This window comes from Brevibacillus nigriterrae (assembly GCF_049846925.1).
Classification (GTDB): domain Bacteria; phylum Bacillota; class Bacilli; order Brevibacillales; family Brevibacillaceae; genus Brevibacillus_H.
In genome coordinates this window covers 56820-74557 of the sequence record NZ_JBNCMT010000028.1, presented here as the reverse complement: position 1 = coordinate 74557, position 17738 = coordinate 56820, and the positions used below count along the sequence as shown (strand labels likewise).

Below are 17738 nucleotides of genomic sequence, written 5' to 3'. Positions count from 1 at the left end.
CAATAAAGTTGAGCTGATTCTAAACTGCAAAACATTTCACTTGGCTAGTGTTTTGATTCACTATAAAACGCTTTATTGTTCAGTTTTCAAAGAGCATCAGATCAATTGTTTGACAAAGCATTTCGCAACCGCCTAATCAGCGGCGACTCTTATGAGTCTATCACATCAGAACCTTCTTCGCAAGAGGTATTTTTCGGTAACTTCTTGCTCGGCTCATAGCGACAAAAAGTAATATATCAAAAACACTATGTACACGTCAATTGTTTTTTTGAAAAAGTTCTTTCGATGTTTTATTCCTTTGAAATCTCGCTTGAATGGATAAATCATGCAGTTTTGAAGCAGACTAAATCCTAAAGGAAGGTGATCGTTCGTGTGGTGGAAAAAGATGAACAAACCAACGTACAAAGAAAACTACAGTGAATTAAAAACTGTCGAGTCACAACGGAACGAAATCTATTTTGAAGAGTTTCCGGAAGGTCCTTATGGAGCCGCTACCAATGAACAGTTTTTGGGCAAAGCAACAGGATGGGAAGAAGGTCAATATTCCACCCAAGCACAATTTGGCTATGAAAATCGAGAATTACATCAAGGACTGGAACGAGCATATCCAGGTTCCCATTCAGCTAACGAACAACCCGAGATACTTGAATAGGTGTAAAAAACGCAAGACAAAATCCATACATAACGCCCTTCATTCCTCGGCAGAATAAAGGGCGTTCGATTTTACAGTTAAATATGCTATTCTTCAGCAACAACATGGTTGGTTAATGAGCCGATACCTTCTATAGAAACCGTGATTTCATCTCCCGGTTGAAGGGGGCCAACTCCACTCGGTGTCCCAGTAAGCACAACATCACCTGGCAACAACGTCATAACAGCAGTTATCGCCTCTAAAAGTTGCGGAATTTTGATTGCCATCTCACTTGTATTTGAGTTTTGCCTAACCTCTCCATTAACCGTGGTAGTGATCTGAAGGTTATTGTAGTCAAGCTTAGAGGCAATACCAGGACCTAGCGGACAAAACGTATCAAAACCTTTTGCACGGCTCCACTGACCATCACTTGCTTGCAAGTCACGAGCAGTTATATCCAGTGCACAGGTGAACCCTAAAATATAGTCATCTGCATCTGCTGCTTTGATCTTACGTGCTTCCTTCTTGATAACTACAGCCAGTTCCCCTTCATAATGCAGGTTTTGCGTTAGCCTTGGATAGACAATCGCATCTCCTGAGCCAATAACAGCAGTAGACGGTTTCAGAAAGATCAACGGCTCTTTGGGAAGCTGCTTGTTCATTTCAGCCGCATGATCCTTGTAATTCACACCAATACAAACTACTTTTGTTGGAGTGCAAGGAGTTAGCATAGTTATATCCTCTATAGATAACTCCAATCCGGTCATCACAGTGGAGCGATTTGCATCTTTTTTATAGATATCTCCTTCGATCACACGGACTTTATTCTCTTCTTCCACCAGCCATCCGTACTTCACCTTGCTATTCCGCTCGTAGCGAACGATCATTCGCTCTTCCTCCCCCGTGTACTGCTCTCTTTTCTAAAACAAATCAACAACTGCTTCTCTCGGTTTTGTTGTGATGACTTCAATTTCTGTTCTTTCCACGGCATCTTTGACTAAAGCATCTACATCCAGTTTCTGTTCAAACTTCTCGGCAAGATCAATTCGAGGACGGGTAACTGGATTTTTCGGCGTAAAGATTGTGCAGCAGTCTTCATATGGAAGAATAGAAAGCTCAAACGTGTCTATTCGTCTGGAAATATCCGTAATTTCCGTCTTATCCATTCCGATCAACGGGCGAAGAATAGGAATGTTTACGACACTGTTAATGGCATTCATACTCTCAAGTGTCTGAGAAGCGACTTGGCCCAGACTTTCCCCTGTAGATAAAGCAAGTGCCTTCGATTTATGTGCCACAGCCTCGGCAATCCTCATCATGAAACGACGCATAATCGTAATAGTGTAGTCCTCCGGGCAATGCTGGCGAATTTGCGTCTGAATTTCAGTGAACGGAACAACGTGAAGATTAATCGTTCCACCGAATTTGGTCAGTTTATGTGCAAGGTCTCTCACTTTATCCAACGCACGTTCACTAGTAAACGGATAGCTGTGGAAATGAATTGCTTCCAGGGTTACCCCACGCTTGAGCATCATCCAACCAGCAACAGGACTATCGATTCCACCTGAAAGCAACAAAAGCACCTTGCCGCTTACTCCAACAGGCAACCCACCGATTCCTTGAATGGTTTGACAACTAAGGAAGGTTCCTTCTGTGCGGATTTCTACATTCACAACCACTTCCGGATTGTGCAAATCCACCTTAATTCCTTCGATTGAACGCAAGATATGCCCGCCAACCATTCTGCTTACGTCCATTGACTTCATCGGGTAGCGTTTGTCAGCTCGACGTGTCTCCACCCGGAACGTGCGAGGAGGTGTTGGCAATGACTGTATCAATTCGACTGCTTTCGCTTTGATTTGTTCCTCATCTGCTTCAATCTGCACAGTTGGGCTCATGGAGGTAATACCGAATATTTTGGTCAGACGCTCAATTACTTCTGTCGCATCCTCCCCGTTGAGTTCCACATACATGCGACCGTACGTACGACGAACCTTTATCTTAAAGAAGGAACGCAACACGGATTTAACGCTTCGTGTCAGTGTTTCCTCAAAAAAGTCACGGTTTTTTCCTTTTAATGCAAGTTCACCATAACGAATCAAAATTACATCATACTTCATAGCTGTCCATCCTTTACACATTCATATAGGGGCGCAATTGATTCACGCTCGCCTCTAAAGCAACAAGAAATTGCTCAATTTCTTCCATTTTGTTTTCCTGACTAAGACTGACTCGAATGGCGGAAAGCGCCTGTTCCTTTTTCATCCCGGTTGCCATGAGAATCCGACTTGGCTCATTTGCTTTGGAAGAGCAGGCAGAACGAGTCGATACAATAAAACCTTTTTCCTCCAAGGCGTGGACAAGCACCTCTGCCTTGATACCAGGAATGGAGAAATTAATCATATGTGGTGCTGTACCAGTTGCAGGTGTATTTATGACACAATCAGGAATACTCGCAAGTCCCTCACGCAACCTTTTTATACACACAGATAGCCGCAATGCTTCCATTTGCTGTACATCCGAGATTAACTTAATTGCTTTTGCCATCCCAGCAATTCCAGGCACATTCTCCGTTCCAGATCGAATACCACCTTCTTGTCCCCCGCCAATCAGCAAGGGATGAAGGGATACACCCTCTTTTTTAACCAGAATCCCTACGCCACGAGGTCCATGAAATTTATGTGCAGACAAGCTTAACAAATCGATGCCCCACTCACGAATTTGGAGAGGAATTTTGCCAAAGCTTTGCACCGCATCGACATGAAAAAGAATACGAGGATATTCTTTCAAAAGTTGCCCAATTTGCTGGATCGGCTGTATAGTTCCCAGTTCGTTGTTGACATGCATGATGGACACGAGAATCGTTTCATTGGTGATAGCCGCTTTCACTGATTTAGGCGAAACTCGTCCATTTGAATCCACAGGCAAATAGGTTGTCCGAAAACCGAATTCTTCTAACTGTTTACAAACACTGTACACAGCAGGATGCTCTACTTGTGACGTGATTATATGTTTTCCCCGGTTCTGGTATTGAAACGCAATCCCTTTTAGAGCCAGATTGTTGCTCTCCGTACCGCCCGAGGTGAAAATGATTTCACCTGGTTTTACCTGCAATGCTGTTGCTGCAATACTGCGGGCTTGTTTTACCACTTTCTCTGCTTCGACTCCCAGATGATGCAGAGACGAAGGATTCCCGTAATACGACTGCATTGCCTTTGATACCACTTCAACCACCTGTGGATGCGGTTTAGTTGTGGCACTGTTGTCAAGGTAGATCACAGAAGACACCTTCCTCTTGTAAAAACTACCTATCATCATACCCGATTCGGGTTGTAATGTACTACTTTTAATTTGTTTTTATTCTACCCCAAACGCTCGTTACTGAACGTGAGGATGTTTGTCAAAAAAATGTCACAAAGCAAGCGCTTACATCCAAAAAGGGTACTTTACGGAACCAAATTAAATTGTTAGAATAATCTACAAATTCAGATGTGAAACATTGATGGACTTAGTTAATTAAAAATTAAAAGGGGAGACACAACGATGAGTGCAGCAGTAGAAGAACAGATCAGAAGAATGGAAAGCGAATTAAAACGTCTACAATCCGAACTGGATAAAATTCGCCGTCAATCCAATGAGTTTGAATATGTAGATACAGATGTCTTCTTAACTGAGGTATATAACGGATAATGTCAATTATTTTTCTATATAGGAAAAAAAGGTAGTCAGCAATTGGGAACATGAGCTGGGTGCCATTTTTTTTACCCTTTATCAATAAAAAAAGTCCCTTTTGAACAAGGGACGTTAATTACTATATATTTTCAAGAAGAGGTACTGCTTCCCCGTAGACTCCATTGAACACTTCTGTCGCTGGTCCTGTCATGTACACACGATTGTTTTCTTCTCTCCACTCAATCTGAAGGTCTCCGCCAAGCAAGTGTACTGTCACGGTTCTTTCGGTTTTATTGCCGAGTATTGCCGCTACTGCTGCTGCACAAGCTCCTGTACCGCACGCTAACGTTACTCCTGAACCCCTCTCCCATACCCGGAAAAGAATTTCTTGTCGATTCAGGATTTGGATAAACTCGACATTGGTTCTTTCTGGGAACAAATCGCTCCATTCAATCTTTGGTCCGAAGGTAACTACCTCATCCTCATCGATCTTGTCCACAAACAAAATGGCGTGCGGGTTTCCCATTGAAACGGCTGTCATTTCATAAGTTCTTCCTTCGACGGTCAACGGATACTCGATTACCTGCTCATGGGCTTCGCCAGACATGGGTATTTCTCCACGAGTCAAGCGTGGCTCTCCCATATCAATGGTGATGAGCTTCACCTTGCCATCCGCTCCTGCTTCAACTACTGGACTTACGATGCCACCCAGGGTTTCTACTGTAAATTGCTGTTTGACAGTCAATCCATGATCGTACACATATTTACTTACACAACGAAGTCCGTTGCCGCAGTTTTTCGCTTCACTTCCGTCATTGTTGAACACTCTCATCCGAAAGTCTGCAACTTCCGAAGGCATGATAAGAATCAATCCATCTCCGCCAATTCCAAAATGACGATCACTTACTCTTCTGGACAGTTCAGGCAGGTCTACGTTTATTAAAGGCTCCTCAAAACAATTGACATAAACATAGTCATTACCCAGTCCGTGCATTTTTGTAAACTTCATGCCTGAAGACCCTCCACATCTTTCTTTCCATTTATCTGACTATTTGATTGCATCCATCATATCATACTGATTCCTGAAGGAAAATGCTCTTTGGTGTTGACAAAAGTGTGCTACTCTGGGAAAAGAATAGGGAGAAGAACCAATCTGTTTGGAGGCTATGTCACATGGAGACTACATATGTATTAGGTACAACCAATCAAGCCAAGCGTTCTGCTGTTGTACTTGCTACAGGAGTTGAACCGATCTGTGTCAAAGTTCCCTCGGAGGTGTCTGATCAGCCTCTCAGCGAGAATGAGACGACTTTGGGTGCAATTAATCGAGCGAAAAATGCACTTCTTTCCTGCCCTGCCGCAACCATTGGATTGGGACTGGAGGGCGGGCTTCATTTCGATGATCTGTTTACGAAGCAATGGTACCTGCTCTCTGTCTGTGCAGCTTGGGACGGGAAGCACCTATATGTTGGAAAAGGTCTATATTTCCCTATCCCTAATCAAGTAGGAGAACTGGTAAAAACACAGGGAATCGAGTTGAAGACAGTTATTGATCAATTGAGTGGAACAACAGAGAGCAACCATAAAGAAGGTGCCTACGGCTTATTTACGAATGGCAGCATCACTCGTGCAAACGTCTTTCGTGATGCAGTTATCGCTGCCCTGACACCATTTGGTTCTCCACTCTATCAGTAACCCACCCCAAACAAGCTGTAACAAAAAACCTCTCCGCCATGGAGAGGTTTTTGCCTGTAGACCCCCGGTTAACGGGCTATAAAATACGGATAGATAATCAAGGCACCCAGAATGGCAACAGCTCCTACGATCATTGCCCATGTACCAAGCGTACCCGCATTGCGTCTTGCAGCCAGATACCCAAGGACAATTCCTACTGGCGCAAGCAAGTAGGGCAACAAAAACAGGGAGAGCAGCGATAATCCCAGCCCAACCATGCCCAGCCCGCCTGCAGCATCTCTGGTTTCATTTGGTCCAGTAACGGGAGATCGAGTATTGAATCGTTCGTCCGATCTTGCATCGATTCGTGGCAACGGAGATGCCTCTGCTGCCATTTCGTATCGGGTCTGATTTTCCAGATCCTCTCGACGATTGGCAATTTTCTGGGGATTGTACCCATCAGCCTCGTTTGTCATCGTCTCGGAAGTTACAGGCAAGTCAGTCGATCTTACATCCTTCGCATCATCTGAACCATTTGCTTCCAAGCCAACATAACGTTCAGTTTGAGTCCGTGGATTATAGGCAATATTTCCCCCTGTCCGAGTAGCATCAGGGCTGAAAACGGCTCCCATCCACGTATCCGCCGCGAACTCCGTATCAGCAAATTCAGTATCTGTCGTTGTCCTTCCCGAAGTACTTGAAACCTGTCTGCTACCCACTGTACTCCCGGCTGTCTCGACACTTCCAGATGATATCGGAGTATTTACTTCCTCCTGATTAGCACTCATTCGCTCGTTGTTTTCGTTCGCCATGATATGCCCAACCCCTTTTCCACAAAGGATTTTGATGAAGGAAGTAGCTTTATTGTCTGCTCAAGGTGTACAATTTAAACTGGAGGCGAGAGGATGAAACAGATCAAAAACCTAACGATTGGCATTGATATTGACGGAACAGTGACCGACCCGGGCAGTATATTGCCTTTTATGAACGAAGCGTTTGGCAGAAATTTATCATTGGCTGACTGCTTCGAATATGACTTGTCCAATGTGTATGGAATCCCAAGTGACGAGTTGAACCAATGGTTTGATGAGCAAGGGGATGTCCTCTACGGTTCCGCTTTGCTGCATCATATGGCTGATAAAGTTTTGCAGCAATGGTATCAGACACACCGGCTTGTTTACATCAGTGCTAGGGACAAAAAACACCTGCCAATCACATTTGAGTGGTTCGAGCGTTTCCAGATTCCTTATCACGATGTTGAGTTAATTGGTTCTCACGATAAAATTTCTTCTGCCCGCAAATGGGGAGTTGAGGTGTTCCTGGAAGACCGATTAGAAAATGCATTACAATTATCAGAAGAGCTGCACATACCCGTGCTGTTGTTCGACACACCCTATAATCAAGGCAAGCTTCCTTCTTTGGTCAAACGGATTTCCACTTGGGAAGAAGGGCATCACCTATTGCAGGATCTCCCGATTCTAATGAAGTAGCTGAAAAAACATATTTTCGTACCGATGAAAAAGACGCATCTCTTTGTAGAGATACGTCTTTTTCCTGTTTATTTTGCGTTTTTCGGCTTAAAGGTGTGACAACAGGTTTGAGCTGAACTGTTAGCTTTGTCCTTGTGCTCACTGTCGTAACCATATTCGCCCGCAAATTCCGTGTTAAAATTTTTGTTAGCGTGTTTATCCACTTCTACCATGATCATGTCCGCATTACAGTTGTTGCCTTGACCCCAATAAGAACAGTTGGAAACGCTGCATTTGACTGCTGGCATGTTTCATTCACCCCCTGAATCTAATCTTGACCAGAGGGGTTGAGCTTATACCAACACCATTACAGTGTTAAACCACCATCAATGCTCAAAACAGCGCCATTAACATATCTGCCTGCGTCTGAGGCAAGGTACAAGTAAGCGTTGGCAACATCGGAAGGATCGCCCAAACGTCGAAGCGGCACACGCTCTTCCATCAGTTTTAACACTTTTTCAGGAACTGCTTTGGTCATTGGTGTCTCGATAAAACCTGGGGCAACGGCATTACAAGTAATTCCTTTGGGGCCCAATTCTTTGGCCCACGTCTTCGTCATAGCAATGACTCCACCTTTTGTGGCAGCATAGTTGGTTTGCCCGAAATTGCCGTGAATGCCCACTACCGATGACGTGCTGATGATTCGGCCAGCGCCACGTTCCAGCATGTACGGAACAACAGCTTGTGTACAATTGAACACGCCCGTCAAGTTAATGGCAATTACCCGGTCCCACTGCTCTTGCTTCATCTTGGGCAGTGTCGCATCGGCCGTGATCCCTGCATTATTGATTAGAACATCGATTTGCCCAAAGTGTTCATTCACGTTTTTGGCCATTTGCTGTGTTTTTTCATGACTGCTTACATCCACCTGAACAAAATGAGCAATTCCACCTTGACCCACAATTTCATCAACTACTTCTTTTCCACTTGCTTCTTGATAATCAGCAACAACTACTTTGGCCCCTTCTTGCGCAAAAAGGAAGGCAGCCGTTCGTCCGATCCCGCTTGCACCTCCCGTAATGATCACTACACGGTCACGCATTTGCACAGGAATCTCCTCCTTATCCAATTATGTCACCCTACGATACCTTGTTTCCTTCTATAGACAGCCAGTAAAAGCGAATTCTAAAATAGAATATAATGTTATGTGAAAAACGTCTCGACGTTTTTACCGAAGTAAATGCCAGATGTTACGCTGAGGCACCTTGTCATAAAAGTGGATGTGCCCGCTTGCGGGCAACAAAACGGTCATGACCGTTTTGATACGATTGGTTTACTCATTATCTGTATGGTAGTTACATATGAGTTACAAATTTGTGAAAGAGTGGTAATTGATATGCCTTCAGAGCGAGTGGTTCTCATCACGGGCGGATCAAGCGGTCTTGGTCTCGCCTTGGCAAAGTATCACATTGAAAATGGCGACATTGTTGTTATCACGGGTCGCTCGGAATCAAAGCTGCAAAAAGCAAAAGAATCCCTCGGGTTACCAGCGAAATTGCACCTGTATCCACTCGGTGTTCAGAACAATGAAGATGTACGCGCCTTCTGTGCATGGGTGAAGATTCAGTTTGGACGGTGTGATATTTTGTATAACAATGCGGGAGCAGCTACGTTCAAGCCTCTGTTGGAGTTAACCCCCCAGGAGATCAAAGAAATGCTGCAAACCAATATTGATGGTGTCATCTTTATGACCCGAGCATTTTTGCCAATGATGACTGAGCAAAAAACAGCTCATATCGTAAATATTGCTTCGCTTGCAGGAAGAGTGGCTACTGCCAAGGCTTCCGTTTATGCTGCTTCTAAAGCTGCGATGATCCGCTTCAGTGAAGGGCTGCGACATGAAGTTCCCAAACACATCCATATCATGTGTGTCATGCCTGGGCCGATTGATACTCCTTTTTTGGAACAAGCCGACAATACGGGACAATATCGCAACAAGGTGATGAACTACCTGTTGTCTCCGGAACAAGTGGTAAAAACAATCATCCGTGGGATCGAATCAGGCAAATGGGAGGTCACCTTGCCAGGTAAGCTACACCTGTTATCCAGTTTGTACCAATTTCTCCCACAAGCAATCAAACAAATGGTTTCTCCGCTCATGAATCGCAAATAATTTATTTCAATTGACGCAGCGGACGTAGTGAGGCCAATCCGACCAGAATACAGCCAAGTGCAGAAAACAATAGCAACTGCATCACACCGAATGAATGAACCAAAATCCCTGAGAAAAAGGCGCCAAGCGGCATGCCAAGACCAGTGATTGTCCGTGCTGATGTAATAACACGACCCAGCATTTCATCTGGTACTTGTCGTTGCAAATACGAGACGTACAAAACATTGTATGGAGAAAAACAGATTCCAGCGACAAACAAGGAAAACATAGCCACAGGAAGCCCCGGCCAAATGGCAAGCGGAAGTGTGGTTACCCCCCACAATAAAATAATACTGGACAAGCTGTATCCTACGGGAAATCTCCACGCTTTGACACTAAACCAACCGGAACCGACAAGCGCTCCAAGTGCCAGCGATGCCCACAGAAGGCCAAGGGTAGAAGCTTCCCCTGCTAGTTGCTCATTTGCGTAAAAGGGCAGCGCCACTTCAATTGGGCCGTATGCCATATTAAAGAAGAGAGTAATAATAAGAAGCCAAATAAAAACAGGGTTTCGCAAGATGAATTGATAGCCTGTAAGCAGTTCTCCCGCAAGTGGTGGTTTGGTGTTTCCCTGCTTAACAGGAGATGCCGGAAGCTTCAATCGGAAAAAGCAAAATGCGCAGACAAAAAAGCTGAGTGCATCGATAAGTAACACTGCCTTTTCACCAATAAGTCCGATCAAGAGCCCCGCCAGTGCAGGACCAAATAAATATACGATTTGCCACTGGCTTTGCATGAGTCCGTTTGCATTTGTCAGCATTTCTTTATCACCAATGAGTGCCGGAAGCAAGGTCTGCGCACCTGCAGAACTTAACGGTGATAGCATTCCGAGTACCCCCACTATCAGGATGATCAGCCATATTGGCGATTGGAAGAATGACAAAATTGAAACCAGCAGCACAACGATAATTCCTCGAAAAAGGTTGTCCCAGATAATCAATTTGCGACGGTCAAATCGATCCAGCAGTATGCCAATGAACAGACCCGAAACGAGACTGGGCAAAAAGTATGCGCTGACCAGGGTTCCCACTACTGCCGGTGAATTCGTCTGCTTTAGGAAAAACCAAGTCAGCCCCATCCAGCCAAATTGATCACCTAACCCTGATAGAAACAGGCCTAGCCAATACCAGCGAAAGGATGGTTTCGTTAATACCTCGTTCAATGGGTTATCCCTCTCTTTCCCTACCGAAACCAGCTTCCTTATAAAAAGCGACCCTCCCTCTTCATAAGGAAAGCCGCTCATTCAGTATTTATTCTATGCCTGATCAGACGTCGGTCCCAGCGGACTAACTGCTTTCGCTGGTTTACGCCCCGCTAAAAACACTCCACTTAAGATAAGCCCAAGCCCCGCAACCAATGTCCAATGAATGGATTCATCCAGAAGCAGATATCCCCACAAAATGGCTGTTACCGGGACAAGATACGTGACCATCGAAGCAAACTCTGCACTGCCAGCCTGTACTAGGTGATAAAACAATATGTAGGCAACTCCCGAACCCAGTGTTCCAAGGCCTAACAACGCCCAAATGACATTCGGGTCCTGAAAAAGGGGAGCAAATGTAAGCGATTCGAAGCCAAAGGCAACAATGCCACTTGCCACATTCCCTACTAGCAACGTACTGAGTGCAGTTTGATACATCGATACACCATGCACTTTTCTTTTCAAAACATGGGAAGAAAGACCATAAAAAAAGGTAGCTGCCAACATCCCGAAAAACCCAAGCGGGTCAATGGAGATGATATTTACAGGATTGATGTCCAACAGAACGAGTAAGCCACAAAAACCAACTGCCATCCCCAACCATTGATTGCGAGTGCCTTTAATATGAAACAATAAGAATCCCACAATCATCGTCCACAAGGGAGTAGTTGCATTCAGCACGGATGCCATACTGCTGGTCACTCTTGTTTCACTGAATCCAATCAAAGCCCACGGAACTGCTGTATTGAACAATCCCACAATGAGCAGCGGCTTCCAGGGCAACTGGCGCAATCCCAGAGGCTTTCGCAGCAAAAACATAATAACGAGAATCGTCACAATCCCGAATCCTGAACGCAAAAATGCGATAGACCAAGGGCCAAAATGCGTAAGCAACACCTTGATAAAAAAGAACGACCCGCCCCAAATCAGACTGAGCGAACCTAAGAAAACATACAATATCCGAGGCATTTGAAATCCCTACCTTCTCATCATGCGGCATGCCTCATTGTAACACGTTTTTGAATAAACAGAAAAATTTTTCTTGTGGCGCCAAGCGTTCAAGTGTTACAATACGTTCAAGAATATTTGAACGTTCAATTTAAAGGAAATGTACAAACAAAGTAGAAAGGTGATTCCCATGAAAAAGTACTTTGTCATCGAAACCCTCGAACAGATGAAGGCGGTCAGTGATCCGCTCCGCATTCAATTGATTACCATGCTTCTTGTAGAAGAACTGACAGGAAAACAGCTTGCAGAACGAATCGGGCAGTCTCCCTCCCGCATTCACTACCATCTGAAAGAACTGGAGACAAACGGCTTCATAGAGGTAAAACGAACTGAAGAAAAAAACGGCATCATCCAAAAGTTTTACCGTTCGACTGCTCTTGATTTTGTCATCAGTGAAGAGCTTCTGCCACATTTGCGTGAAGATACGACATTTGCTCAAGAGATCATTGTGAATCAGTTACGTAGTGCAATCTCCAGAGTATACAAATCCCCTGATTCTTCCTTCCAGAAATTTGCTGAGCTTGAGGATAAACCGCCATTCGTAGCCGTAGTAGGAGAAGCCAAACTTCCCCGTGAGGTGATCAACGAGTGGTTGACCCGATATGAAGCTCTTTTGCAAGAATTGTGGGAAAAAGAAAGAGAGTACCAGGCACAAATTGATGCTGGTGAAGCTCGGGACCTAAACGAGATATTTTACCTGTTAAATGTCGGTTTTATGACCAACGAGCAGCATTTCCTTCCCGATGATGACCGACTGCCTGAAGGTTATGAGATGCTTTCACCAATCGTTGTAAAAAGGAAGGATGATCCAGAATGAAAGCAGAGCAACTCGATACGCCAATCTGGAAAAATCGGAATTTCATCAGTCTGTGGATCGGTACGGTCTTCTCCGCAGTAGGTGATGCCTCTATCTTCATCCTGCTCTCGTGGTTTGTTGTTGACGTGACGAATTCGGAAGGGATATTAGGTACAGCTCTGTTATGCATGTCACTCCCTCGTCTGTTTTTTATGCTGGTCGGTGGAGTCATCGCTGATCGATTCAATCGCAAGTATGTCCTCGCAGCTTCGGTGCTTGCACGGGCCATCGTCCTTGGTTTATTCAGTTTATTTTTGATGCAGGGAGTGGGTGAGTGGCTCACTACAGGCGTTTACATCATGTCAGTCATCTTTGGGATTGTTGATTCATTCTTCTGGCCTGCCAGATCGTCTATTGTTCCGCAAGTCATCGCAAAAGAAAAATTAGCGGCTGCAAACAGTATTATGGAAACTTCTCAGCAATTGAGCATGATTGTTGGTCCACTGTTTGCTTCCTTCCTCCTCTTTTCGAAGAATTATCCACTGATGTTTTTCTCCATCAGCATTGTCTTTCTCATGAGCATGGTTGCCATTCTTGCAATGAAAATGGGGATACAGACTGATTCAGATACTCACACAGAAGAGACCAATGCGAAGTCTTCCATGCTTCAAGACACCCTGGCAGGGATTCGTTATGCGAAAAGTATTCGCTCCATTGTCATTATCCTGTTTTTGGCCCTCTTCATTAACTTGATGTTCATGGGCCCGCTTCACATCGGACTTCCCGTGCTGATCAAAAAATTAGGTTGGGAAGGAAGTACATTTGGTTTCTTGCAGGGAGCTGTCGGTGTTGGTGCGATCGCCGGTGCCTTGATTACAGGGCTCGCCAAAGGGTTCCGGGGCTACTACGTTTACCTGGCTGCTTTCATTGGCATCCTCGGCCTATCCATCTCTGCGCTTGGATTAATGACTGCTTTACCGTTTGGGCTTGCAGCCATGTTTATCGCCGGATTCTGTATTAGCTGTACCAATATTCCCATTTTTACCTTTATCCAGACGGTTGTGGAAGACCGCATGCTGGGTAGAGTCATGTCCCTGTTAACCATGATGGCAAGTGGTCTTGGACCAGTCAGTTACGCTCTTGCTGCCTTTATTTTAGAAAAAGGCGTGGCTACTCCGGCGCAATTGTTGCTTGGTGGTGGTCTGTGTCTTGCCATTATCGGATTTGCCTGCTTTTTGATTCGGGATTTCCGCCGAATGGAGCAGCATCCTGCATGGCAACAGTCGAACAAAGGTCTAACAGAAACAAAACAGCCCGTCGCCTTGTAAGCGATGGGCTGTTTCTTTGATTACCATATGTATTTTCCTCGATTATGAAGTCTTCCACTTGGCAAGCTCTGTCTGGAACTTGTCATTTAACACTTTGATATAAGTTCCTTTCATTCCAAGGGAGCGAGATTCAAGCACCCCGGCACTTGCCAATTTACGAAGTGCATTGACGATGACAGAACGGGTAAGTCCAGCCTGATCTGCCAATTGACTGGCGACAAGCAATCCTTCTTTGGCATCCAGTTGTTCCATGATTTTTTCGATAGCAATTTGCTCGCTGTACGAGAGAGAAGACAGGGCAATCTTAGCAAATGTTTTCTCACGGACTTCGCTTTCAATCTCTTCTGTACGATGGCGGACAATTTTCATGCCAATTACCGTCGCTCCAATCTCAGCAAGGATCATATCTTCCGTATCGAATGCACCATAGGCTCGCAACAGAACGAGCGTACCCAATCTACCGCCACCTGCGATAATCGGCGCAATCGTTGTCGTCATTTGTGGGAACAGATTTGTCCATTCTGAAGCCAGCATACTGTACGGGTTATCGATGCCCACGTTGGCAAGTGAAGAATTTACCTCAAGCAGCTTATAAGCATAATCCTTGGGTAAAATATTCTTGCCCTCTTCTTGCAAACTAAACTCTTGTGACAATCCATTACCGAGAACAATACCGTCGGATGTAATGATATAAACATTACATGAAATGACCTCTGACAGTAGCTTGGCAATCTCCTGATAGCTTACTCCGCTGCCCCCCATCGTTTTCTGGAGCATAGAATTGATCTTTCTGGTTTTTTCTAATAAATTCATTGGAAAATTCCTCCTCTTTAGTTCATGCTCACAGTATTGTCAGAAAAATGCAGCCACATACATACGAATGCAAAAAAAAAACAGGATGCCTGCTTTCAAGGCTCCTGTTTTCACTCTTCTTTCATTTCACGCAGCAAGCGATTGACGGTCTCTCGTCGCACGCCAATCAGTTGTCCAATTTCCTCCTGTGTCAGCAACTCAAGAATCGGAATTTTTCCCAGATAAGTATGAAACCACTCATACAACAAGTTCAATCTCTCCCGAGGCGTAACCACGGTTAACTGATCGATTCTCTGTTGCATCGTACGCAGTCTGCTCTGTAAAAGCAATGCCACGTCTCTGTATTGTACTGGATCATTCGCAAGTCGTTTATACCAATCTTCCGCAGGAATAACCTCAATTTCACTCGTCATCACTGCAATAGCAGTACCGTGGTATTCCTTTGGTGTAATTAAAGAATGATGAGGAAAAACCTCGCCCGGCAACAAGAAGTTAAAAAGAAAAGTCGTCCCATCCTCTTGCAAGCGAATCACTTTCAAAAGGCCACTATTCAGTTTAAAGAGTGGTCCTGACTCCCCTTGACGAAATAACACTTCTCCTTTATGCAGGATCAATTCGTTCACCTCTCTGTCAAAAATCATGTTAGTAGAATCACACTTACTTAGTAAACTTTAAAGTATTGTAATAGTATTAATGAGTAAATGGAGGTTTTTCTTTTGAATTCAATGCTTACTTTATATGAACAGCTTGGTGGAAAAGAAGGAATTACCAAAGTGGTTGATCGCTTTTACGAGAAAGTATTAGCGGACGCAACGATTAGTCATTTTTTCCATCATACTGATATGAAAAAACAGGCCCTTCACCAAACACTGTTTATAAGTTGGGTAACTGGTGGTCCTAATCAATATACTGGGAATAGCATGGCCAGAGCACACGAAGGAATGAATCTGCAAGAAGAACATTTTCAGGCCGTAGCTACCCATCTTGTATCCAGTTTGGCAGAGTTCGGTGTCAGTGAAGAACAAATCAATCAGGTTGTCTCCAAACTACTTAGTATGAAAGCGGAAGTCCTGCATCGCTAGTAAGTAAATAAAACGAGCCAAGCAGGAAAGAACTTGGCTCGTTTTCTATTATATCAGTTCAATTGTTGATATTCACGTCTGATCTGTGACATTTTTTACAGTTATCGCAAATTTCTTTGAATGAGATCATCAATGAAGTCAGCAATGTCTTCCTCAGGACGTTGTAAATCCGCTGCGGTTAAACGGAAGCGAGCATATCGCTCATCCATATTAAACGCTTCTTCCATTGCACCAAAGAATCCACGCGCCCGCTTGTCAAGTTCGAGCAATACTTCCAACTCCGACTCCTTCAAAAAGAAGACAACCTCAAGCTCTTCCAGACGGCTGCGATATTTTCCTGTCGGGCGGAATTCAAACTCCTGGACAAATGGGTATTTACGTCCCAAATGGCGGTTGTATTCACAATCGACCTTAAATAACTGGAAGCCAACGTCTTCTACCGCATCAAGCACTATTTCCATTAATGGATGAGGCAGTACCTGAATAAAATCAGAATCTCCCGGGTCAATCGCATTTTTAATATCGAGACCAGTACGGAGATACACCGGCTGTCTGCCCATGGTAAGTGGTGTTTCATATGGAAGCTGGAAGGAGAACGCAAGAACCTTTTGTTCCTTTGGCTGCAGGACAAACCGTTCTGCCAATCGTTGCTTCGCCAGGATGCACTCTTCCTTTACCTTTTTATCATCGTACTCTCGCTCGTAATGCGTGATGACGTACAAATAAATATCGTCAATCTCCTGCTCCACATCTCCACCTGTAATATACACATCTCCGCTAACTGTATCTCCTGGTTCCAAAGAATCATTATGCAACCTTGTATCTACTTTTGCAGAACCAACACCAACGCTCGCCAAAATTTTCTTAAAGAATGACATGATTTCCTCTCCTTACAATTGGGGTTTTGAACAATTTTGCTGCCTTACCTTTTTACGAACGAGAACAGGGATCGGTTTCAATTCAATTGTCAGATATCTATTTTTACCTGGACGGTTACGGAGAGGAAGAGAACTTTGGAGATGACTGCTGTTTTGAGTCTGACTTCCGTGACCTTCCCGTTAATCACGTATTCTCGCCGATATAGCATTTCATGGAGGATCAGGTGAACTTCTTTCACCTGATCTACTTTCTTCCCTTTCAACGGTGCCAAATCCTTCTCCAATAAGCGAACCACTTCTGCTTCAGTAAAAGCATCCGGTCGTGGATCAAGCAGCGTGACCTGAATCTCTTCAATTTGAATGTCCTGCTTTTTTCTTGCCACCTTTTGTGAGTGCCTTAAATTTAGCAACTCTTCTTCCAATCGTTCATTTCTTAGATCCAAATTCCGATTAATCAACATTAGGTGCTCCATCTCTCGCCCGTACAAAAAAAGAAACAGCCCACTTCCTACCAGCATGCCAAAGACAAACAGTACCAGATATCTCTTCCAGTAAGTGATCCGATCTGATTTCATGTACGTACCTGCACAAGCCAATGAATCGTAATCGTTCCCACATGAGCTCCGACAAAAGCAGCAAGGATCAGGATCAACTGTTTGAGCACAGGTGAGAAATTACCGAGAAATATTTTTTCAATTTGTAAAAACGAATCAAACGTTCCACCAAGGGCACCCACCAACCCCCAAATCTTGAGTTGGTTTGCCAGTTCCATCATCTTTACCAGTGGAGGTTGTCTTGCATCAAATGGCGGCTGATCAGCCAGAAAAGAACCAATCCCACCAAAAATGGAACCACCAATCACAATCCCGTAAGCAACAAAAAACGTGAGAACCACCTGGAACATTCGCACCGCACTCCCCCGGAAGCGTATGATTACACTTACGCAACAAGTCCGACTTTTATGAGCGCAAATA

Annotated in this window: 22 protein-coding genes; 8 read left to right on the top strand and 14 right to left on the bottom strand. The window is 44.4% G+C overall.

Annotated features, from left to right (window positions below; all coding sequences use genetic code 11):
- The first annotated feature begins 385 nt into the window (after positions 1–385).
- Positions 386–652 carry a hypothetical protein gene (locus tag ACPW7N_RS19390; RefSeq protein WP_425652790.1) on the top strand — a complete coding sequence of 89 codons (267 nt, stop codon included), beginning with the start codon at positions 386–388 and terminating at the stop codon, positions 650–652.
- Between the two features lie 86 nt (positions 653–738).
- On the opposite strand, the gene ACPW7N_RS19385 is transcribed toward ACPW7N_RS19390, so the two are convergent.
- Genes ACPW7N_RS19385 through ACPW7N_RS19375 form a run of 3 tightly spaced genes read right to left on the bottom strand, consistent with a single transcriptional unit; the run spans position 739 to position 3910 of the window.
- Entirely contained in the window at positions 739–1518 is a 780-nt protein-coding gene (locus ACPW7N_RS19385; protein WP_425652789.1) for a fumarylacetoacetate hydrolase family protein, read from the bottom strand.
- A gap of 33 nt (positions 1519–1551) precedes the next feature.
- Positions 1552–2751, bottom strand: coding sequence for a tRNA uracil 4-sulfurtransferase ThiI (gene thiI / locus ACPW7N_RS19380; RefSeq protein ID WP_425652788.1), 1200 nt, complete (start codon positions 2749–2751; stop codon positions 1552–1554).
- Between the two features lie 13 nt (positions 2752–2764).
- Positions 2765–3910: a cysteine desulfurase family protein gene (locus tag ACPW7N_RS19375; protein WP_425652787.1), complete on the bottom strand. Its 1146-nt coding sequence runs from the start codon at positions 3908–3910 to the stop codon at positions 2765–2767.
- 264 nt (positions 3911–4174) lie between these two features.
- Between ACPW7N_RS19375 and ACPW7N_RS19370 the strand changes: the two genes are divergently transcribed.
- Positions 4175–4321 (top strand): hypothetical protein, encoded by a 147-nt coding sequence (locus tag ACPW7N_RS19370; protein WP_425652786.1) that lies wholly within the window; start codon positions 4175–4177, stop codon positions 4319–4321.
- A 121-nt stretch (positions 4322–4442) separates the two neighbouring features.
- Here the strand turns inward: ACPW7N_RS19370 and dapF are convergent, their stop codons facing one another.
- Complete coding sequence (gene dapF, locus ACPW7N_RS19365; protein ID WP_425652785.1) at positions 4443–5312, bottom strand: diaminopimelate epimerase; 870 nt, start codon at positions 5310–5312, stop codon at positions 4443–4445.
- A 164-nt stretch (positions 5313–5476) separates the two neighbouring features.
- Between dapF and ACPW7N_RS19360 the strand changes: the two genes are divergently transcribed.
- Positions 5477–5998 carry a DUF84 family protein gene (locus ACPW7N_RS19360; protein WP_425652783.1) on the top strand — a complete coding sequence of 174 codons (522 nt, stop codon included), beginning with the start codon at positions 5477–5479 and terminating at the stop codon, positions 5996–5998.
- Between the two features lie 68 nt (positions 5999–6066).
- Here ACPW7N_RS19360 and ACPW7N_RS19355 read toward each other — a convergent pair whose 3' ends face one another.
- Positions 6067–6789, bottom strand: coding sequence for a DUF456 domain-containing protein (locus ACPW7N_RS19355; RefSeq protein ID WP_425652781.1), 723 nt, complete (start codon positions 6787–6789; stop codon positions 6067–6069).
- Positions 6790–6882: 93 nt separating this feature from the next.
- Here ACPW7N_RS19355 and ACPW7N_RS19350 point away from each other — a divergent pair, with 93 nt between their 5' ends.
- The gene (locus tag ACPW7N_RS19350; RefSeq protein ID WP_425652780.1) at positions 6883–7467 is read left to right on the top strand and encodes a hypothetical protein; all 585 of its coding nucleotides are present in this window, start codon (positions 6883–6885) and stop codon (positions 7465–7467) included.
- A gap of 68 nt (positions 7468–7535) precedes the next feature.
- On the opposite strand, the gene ACPW7N_RS19345 is transcribed toward ACPW7N_RS19350, so the two are convergent.
- Positions 7536–7754 (bottom strand): DUF1540 domain-containing protein, encoded by a 219-nt coding sequence (locus tag ACPW7N_RS19345; RefSeq protein ID WP_425652779.1) that lies wholly within the window; start codon positions 7752–7754, stop codon positions 7536–7538.
- A gap of 59 nt (positions 7755–7813) precedes the next feature.
- Entirely contained in the window at positions 7814–8554 is a 741-nt protein-coding gene (gene fabG / locus ACPW7N_RS19340; protein WP_425652776.1) for a 3-oxoacyl-[acyl-carrier-protein] reductase, read from the bottom strand.
- A 132-nt stretch (positions 8555–8686) separates the two neighbouring features.
- On the opposite strand from fabG, the gene ACPW7N_RS19335 reads away from it, so the two are divergent.
- Positions 8687–9619, top strand: a complete 933-nt coding sequence (locus tag ACPW7N_RS19335) for an SDR family NAD(P)-dependent oxidoreductase (protein WP_425652774.1) — start codon at positions 8687–8689, stop codon at positions 9617–9619.
- A gap of 1 nt (position 9620) precedes the next feature.
- Here ACPW7N_RS19335 and ACPW7N_RS19330 read toward each other — a convergent pair whose 3' ends face one another.
- The gene (locus ACPW7N_RS19330; protein WP_425652772.1) at positions 9621–10820 is read right to left on the bottom strand and encodes an MFS transporter; all 1200 of its coding nucleotides are present in this window, start codon (positions 10818–10820) and stop codon (positions 9621–9623) included.
- A gap of 93 nt (positions 10821–10913) precedes the next feature.
- Positions 10914–11828, bottom strand: coding sequence for a DMT family transporter (locus tag ACPW7N_RS19325; protein ID WP_425652770.1), 915 nt, complete (start codon positions 11826–11828; stop codon positions 10914–10916).
- A gap of 169 nt (positions 11829–11997) precedes the next feature.
- On the opposite strand from ACPW7N_RS19325, the gene ACPW7N_RS19320 reads away from it, so the two are divergent.
- Together ACPW7N_RS19320 and ACPW7N_RS19315 are read left to right on the top strand one after the other, a co-directional pair.
- On the top strand, positions 11998–12684 hold the full coding sequence (locus tag ACPW7N_RS19320) for an ArsR/SmtB family transcription factor (protein WP_425652769.1): 687 nt from the start codon (positions 11998–12000) through the stop codon (positions 12682–12684).
- Complete coding sequence (locus ACPW7N_RS19315; protein ID WP_425652767.1) at positions 12681–13991, top strand: MFS transporter; 1311 nt, start codon at positions 12681–12683, stop codon at positions 13989–13991. The genes ACPW7N_RS19320 and ACPW7N_RS19315 overlap by 4 nt, the downstream gene beginning before the upstream one ends.
- 42 nt (positions 13992–14033) lie before the next feature.
- Here ACPW7N_RS19315 and codY read toward each other — a convergent pair whose 3' ends face one another.
- Positions 14034–14804, bottom strand: a complete 771-nt coding sequence (gene codY / locus ACPW7N_RS19310; RefSeq protein ID WP_425652765.1) for a GTP-sensing pleiotropic transcriptional regulator CodY — start codon at positions 14802–14804, stop codon at positions 14034–14036.
- A 110-nt stretch (positions 14805–14914) separates the two neighbouring features.
- Complete coding sequence (locus tag ACPW7N_RS19305; protein ID WP_425652793.1) at positions 14915–15418, bottom strand: Crp/Fnr family transcriptional regulator; 504 nt, start codon at positions 15416–15418, stop codon at positions 14915–14917.
- A gap of 111 nt (positions 15419–15529) precedes the next feature.
- Here ACPW7N_RS19305 and ACPW7N_RS19300 point away from each other — a divergent pair, with 111 nt between their 5' ends.
- A complete protein-coding gene (locus ACPW7N_RS19300) occupies positions 15530–15886 on the top strand; it encodes a group I truncated hemoglobin (protein WP_425652792.1) in 357 nt (118 codons plus the stop codon).
- A 101-nt stretch (positions 15887–15987) separates the two neighbouring features.
- Here ACPW7N_RS19300 and ACPW7N_RS19295 read toward each other — a convergent pair whose 3' ends face one another.
- From ACPW7N_RS19295 to ACPW7N_RS19285, 3 genes are all read right to left on the bottom strand, one after another.
- A complete protein-coding gene (locus ACPW7N_RS19295) occupies positions 15988–16764 on the bottom strand; it encodes a sporulation protein (protein ID WP_425652764.1) in 777 nt (258 codons plus the stop codon).
- An 89-nt stretch (positions 16765–16853) separates the two neighbouring features.
- Positions 16854–17339, bottom strand: coding sequence for a sporulation membrane protein YtrI (locus ACPW7N_RS19290; RefSeq protein ID WP_425652762.1), 486 nt, complete (start codon positions 17337–17339; stop codon positions 16854–16856).
- On the bottom strand, positions 17336–17668 hold the full coding sequence (locus ACPW7N_RS19285; protein ID WP_425652760.1) for a YtrH family sporulation protein: 333 nt from the start codon (positions 17666–17668) through the stop codon (positions 17336–17338). Before ACPW7N_RS19285 ends, ACPW7N_RS19290 begins: the two co-directional genes overlap by 4 nt.
- Between the last annotated feature and the right edge of the window lie 70 nt (positions 17669–17738).

Excerpts from the sequence above, each read along its gene's own strand:
- ACPW7N_RS19390 (WP_425652790.1), top strand. The coding sequence starts at position 386 with ATGAACAAACCAACGTACAAAGAAAACTACAGTGAATTAAAAACTGTC.
- ACPW7N_RS19385 (WP_425652789.1), bottom strand. The coding sequence starts at position 1,518 with ATGATCGTTCGCTACGAGCGGAATAGCAAGGTGAAGTACGGATGGCTG.
- thiI (WP_425652788.1), bottom strand. The coding sequence starts at position 2,751 with ATGAAGTATGATGTAATTTTGATTCGTTATGGTGAACTTGCATTAAAA.
- ACPW7N_RS19370 (WP_425652786.1), top strand. The coding sequence starts at position 4,175 with ATGAGTGCAGCAGTAGAAGAACAGATCAGAAGAATGGAAAGCGAATTA.
- dapF (WP_425652785.1), bottom strand. The coding sequence starts at position 5,312 with ATGAAGTTTACAAAAATGCACGGACTGGGTAATGACTATGTTTATGTC.
- ACPW7N_RS19360 (WP_425652783.1), top strand. The coding sequence starts at position 5,477 with ATGGAGACTACATATGTATTAGGTACAACCAATCAAGCCAAGCGTTCT.
- ACPW7N_RS19355 (WP_425652781.1), bottom strand. The coding sequence starts at position 6,789 with ATGGCGAACGAAAACAACGAGCGAATGAGTGCTAATCAGGAGGAAGTA.
- ACPW7N_RS19350 (WP_425652780.1), top strand. The coding sequence starts at position 6,883 with ATGAAACAGATCAAAAACCTAACGATTGGCATTGATATTGACGGAACA.
- ACPW7N_RS19345 (WP_425652779.1), bottom strand. The coding sequence starts at position 7,754 with ATGCCAGCAGTCAAATGCAGCGTTTCCAACTGTTCTTATTGGGGTCAA.
- ACPW7N_RS19335 (WP_425652774.1), top strand. The coding sequence starts at position 8,687 with ATGCCAGATGTTACGCTGAGGCACCTTGTCATAAAAGTGGATGTGCCC.
- ACPW7N_RS19325 (WP_425652770.1), bottom strand. The coding sequence starts at position 11,828 with ATGCCTCGGATATTGTATGTTTTCTTAGGTTCGCTCAGTCTGATTTGG.
- ACPW7N_RS19320 (WP_425652769.1), top strand. The coding sequence starts at position 11,998 with ATGAAAAAGTACTTTGTCATCGAAACCCTCGAACAGATGAAGGCGGTC.
- ACPW7N_RS19315 (WP_425652767.1), top strand. The coding sequence starts at position 12,681 with ATGAAAGCAGAGCAACTCGATACGCCAATCTGGAAAAATCGGAATTTC.
- codY (WP_425652765.1), bottom strand. The coding sequence starts at position 14,804 with ATGAATTTATTAGAAAAAACCAGAAAGATCAATTCTATGCTCCAGAAA.
- ACPW7N_RS19300 (WP_425652792.1), top strand. The coding sequence starts at position 15,530 with ATGCTTACTTTATATGAACAGCTTGGTGGAAAAGAAGGAATTACCAAA.
- ACPW7N_RS19295 (WP_425652764.1), bottom strand. The coding sequence starts at position 16,764 with ATGTCATTCTTTAAGAAAATTTTGGCGAGCGTTGGTGTTGGTTCTGCA.
- ACPW7N_RS19290 (WP_425652762.1), bottom strand. The coding sequence starts at position 17,339 with ATGAAATCAGATCGGATCACTTACTGGAAGAGATATCTGGTACTGTTT.
- ACPW7N_RS19285 (WP_425652760.1), bottom strand. The coding sequence starts at position 17,668 with ATGTTCCAGGTGGTTCTCACGTTTTTTGTTGCTTACGGGATTGTGATT.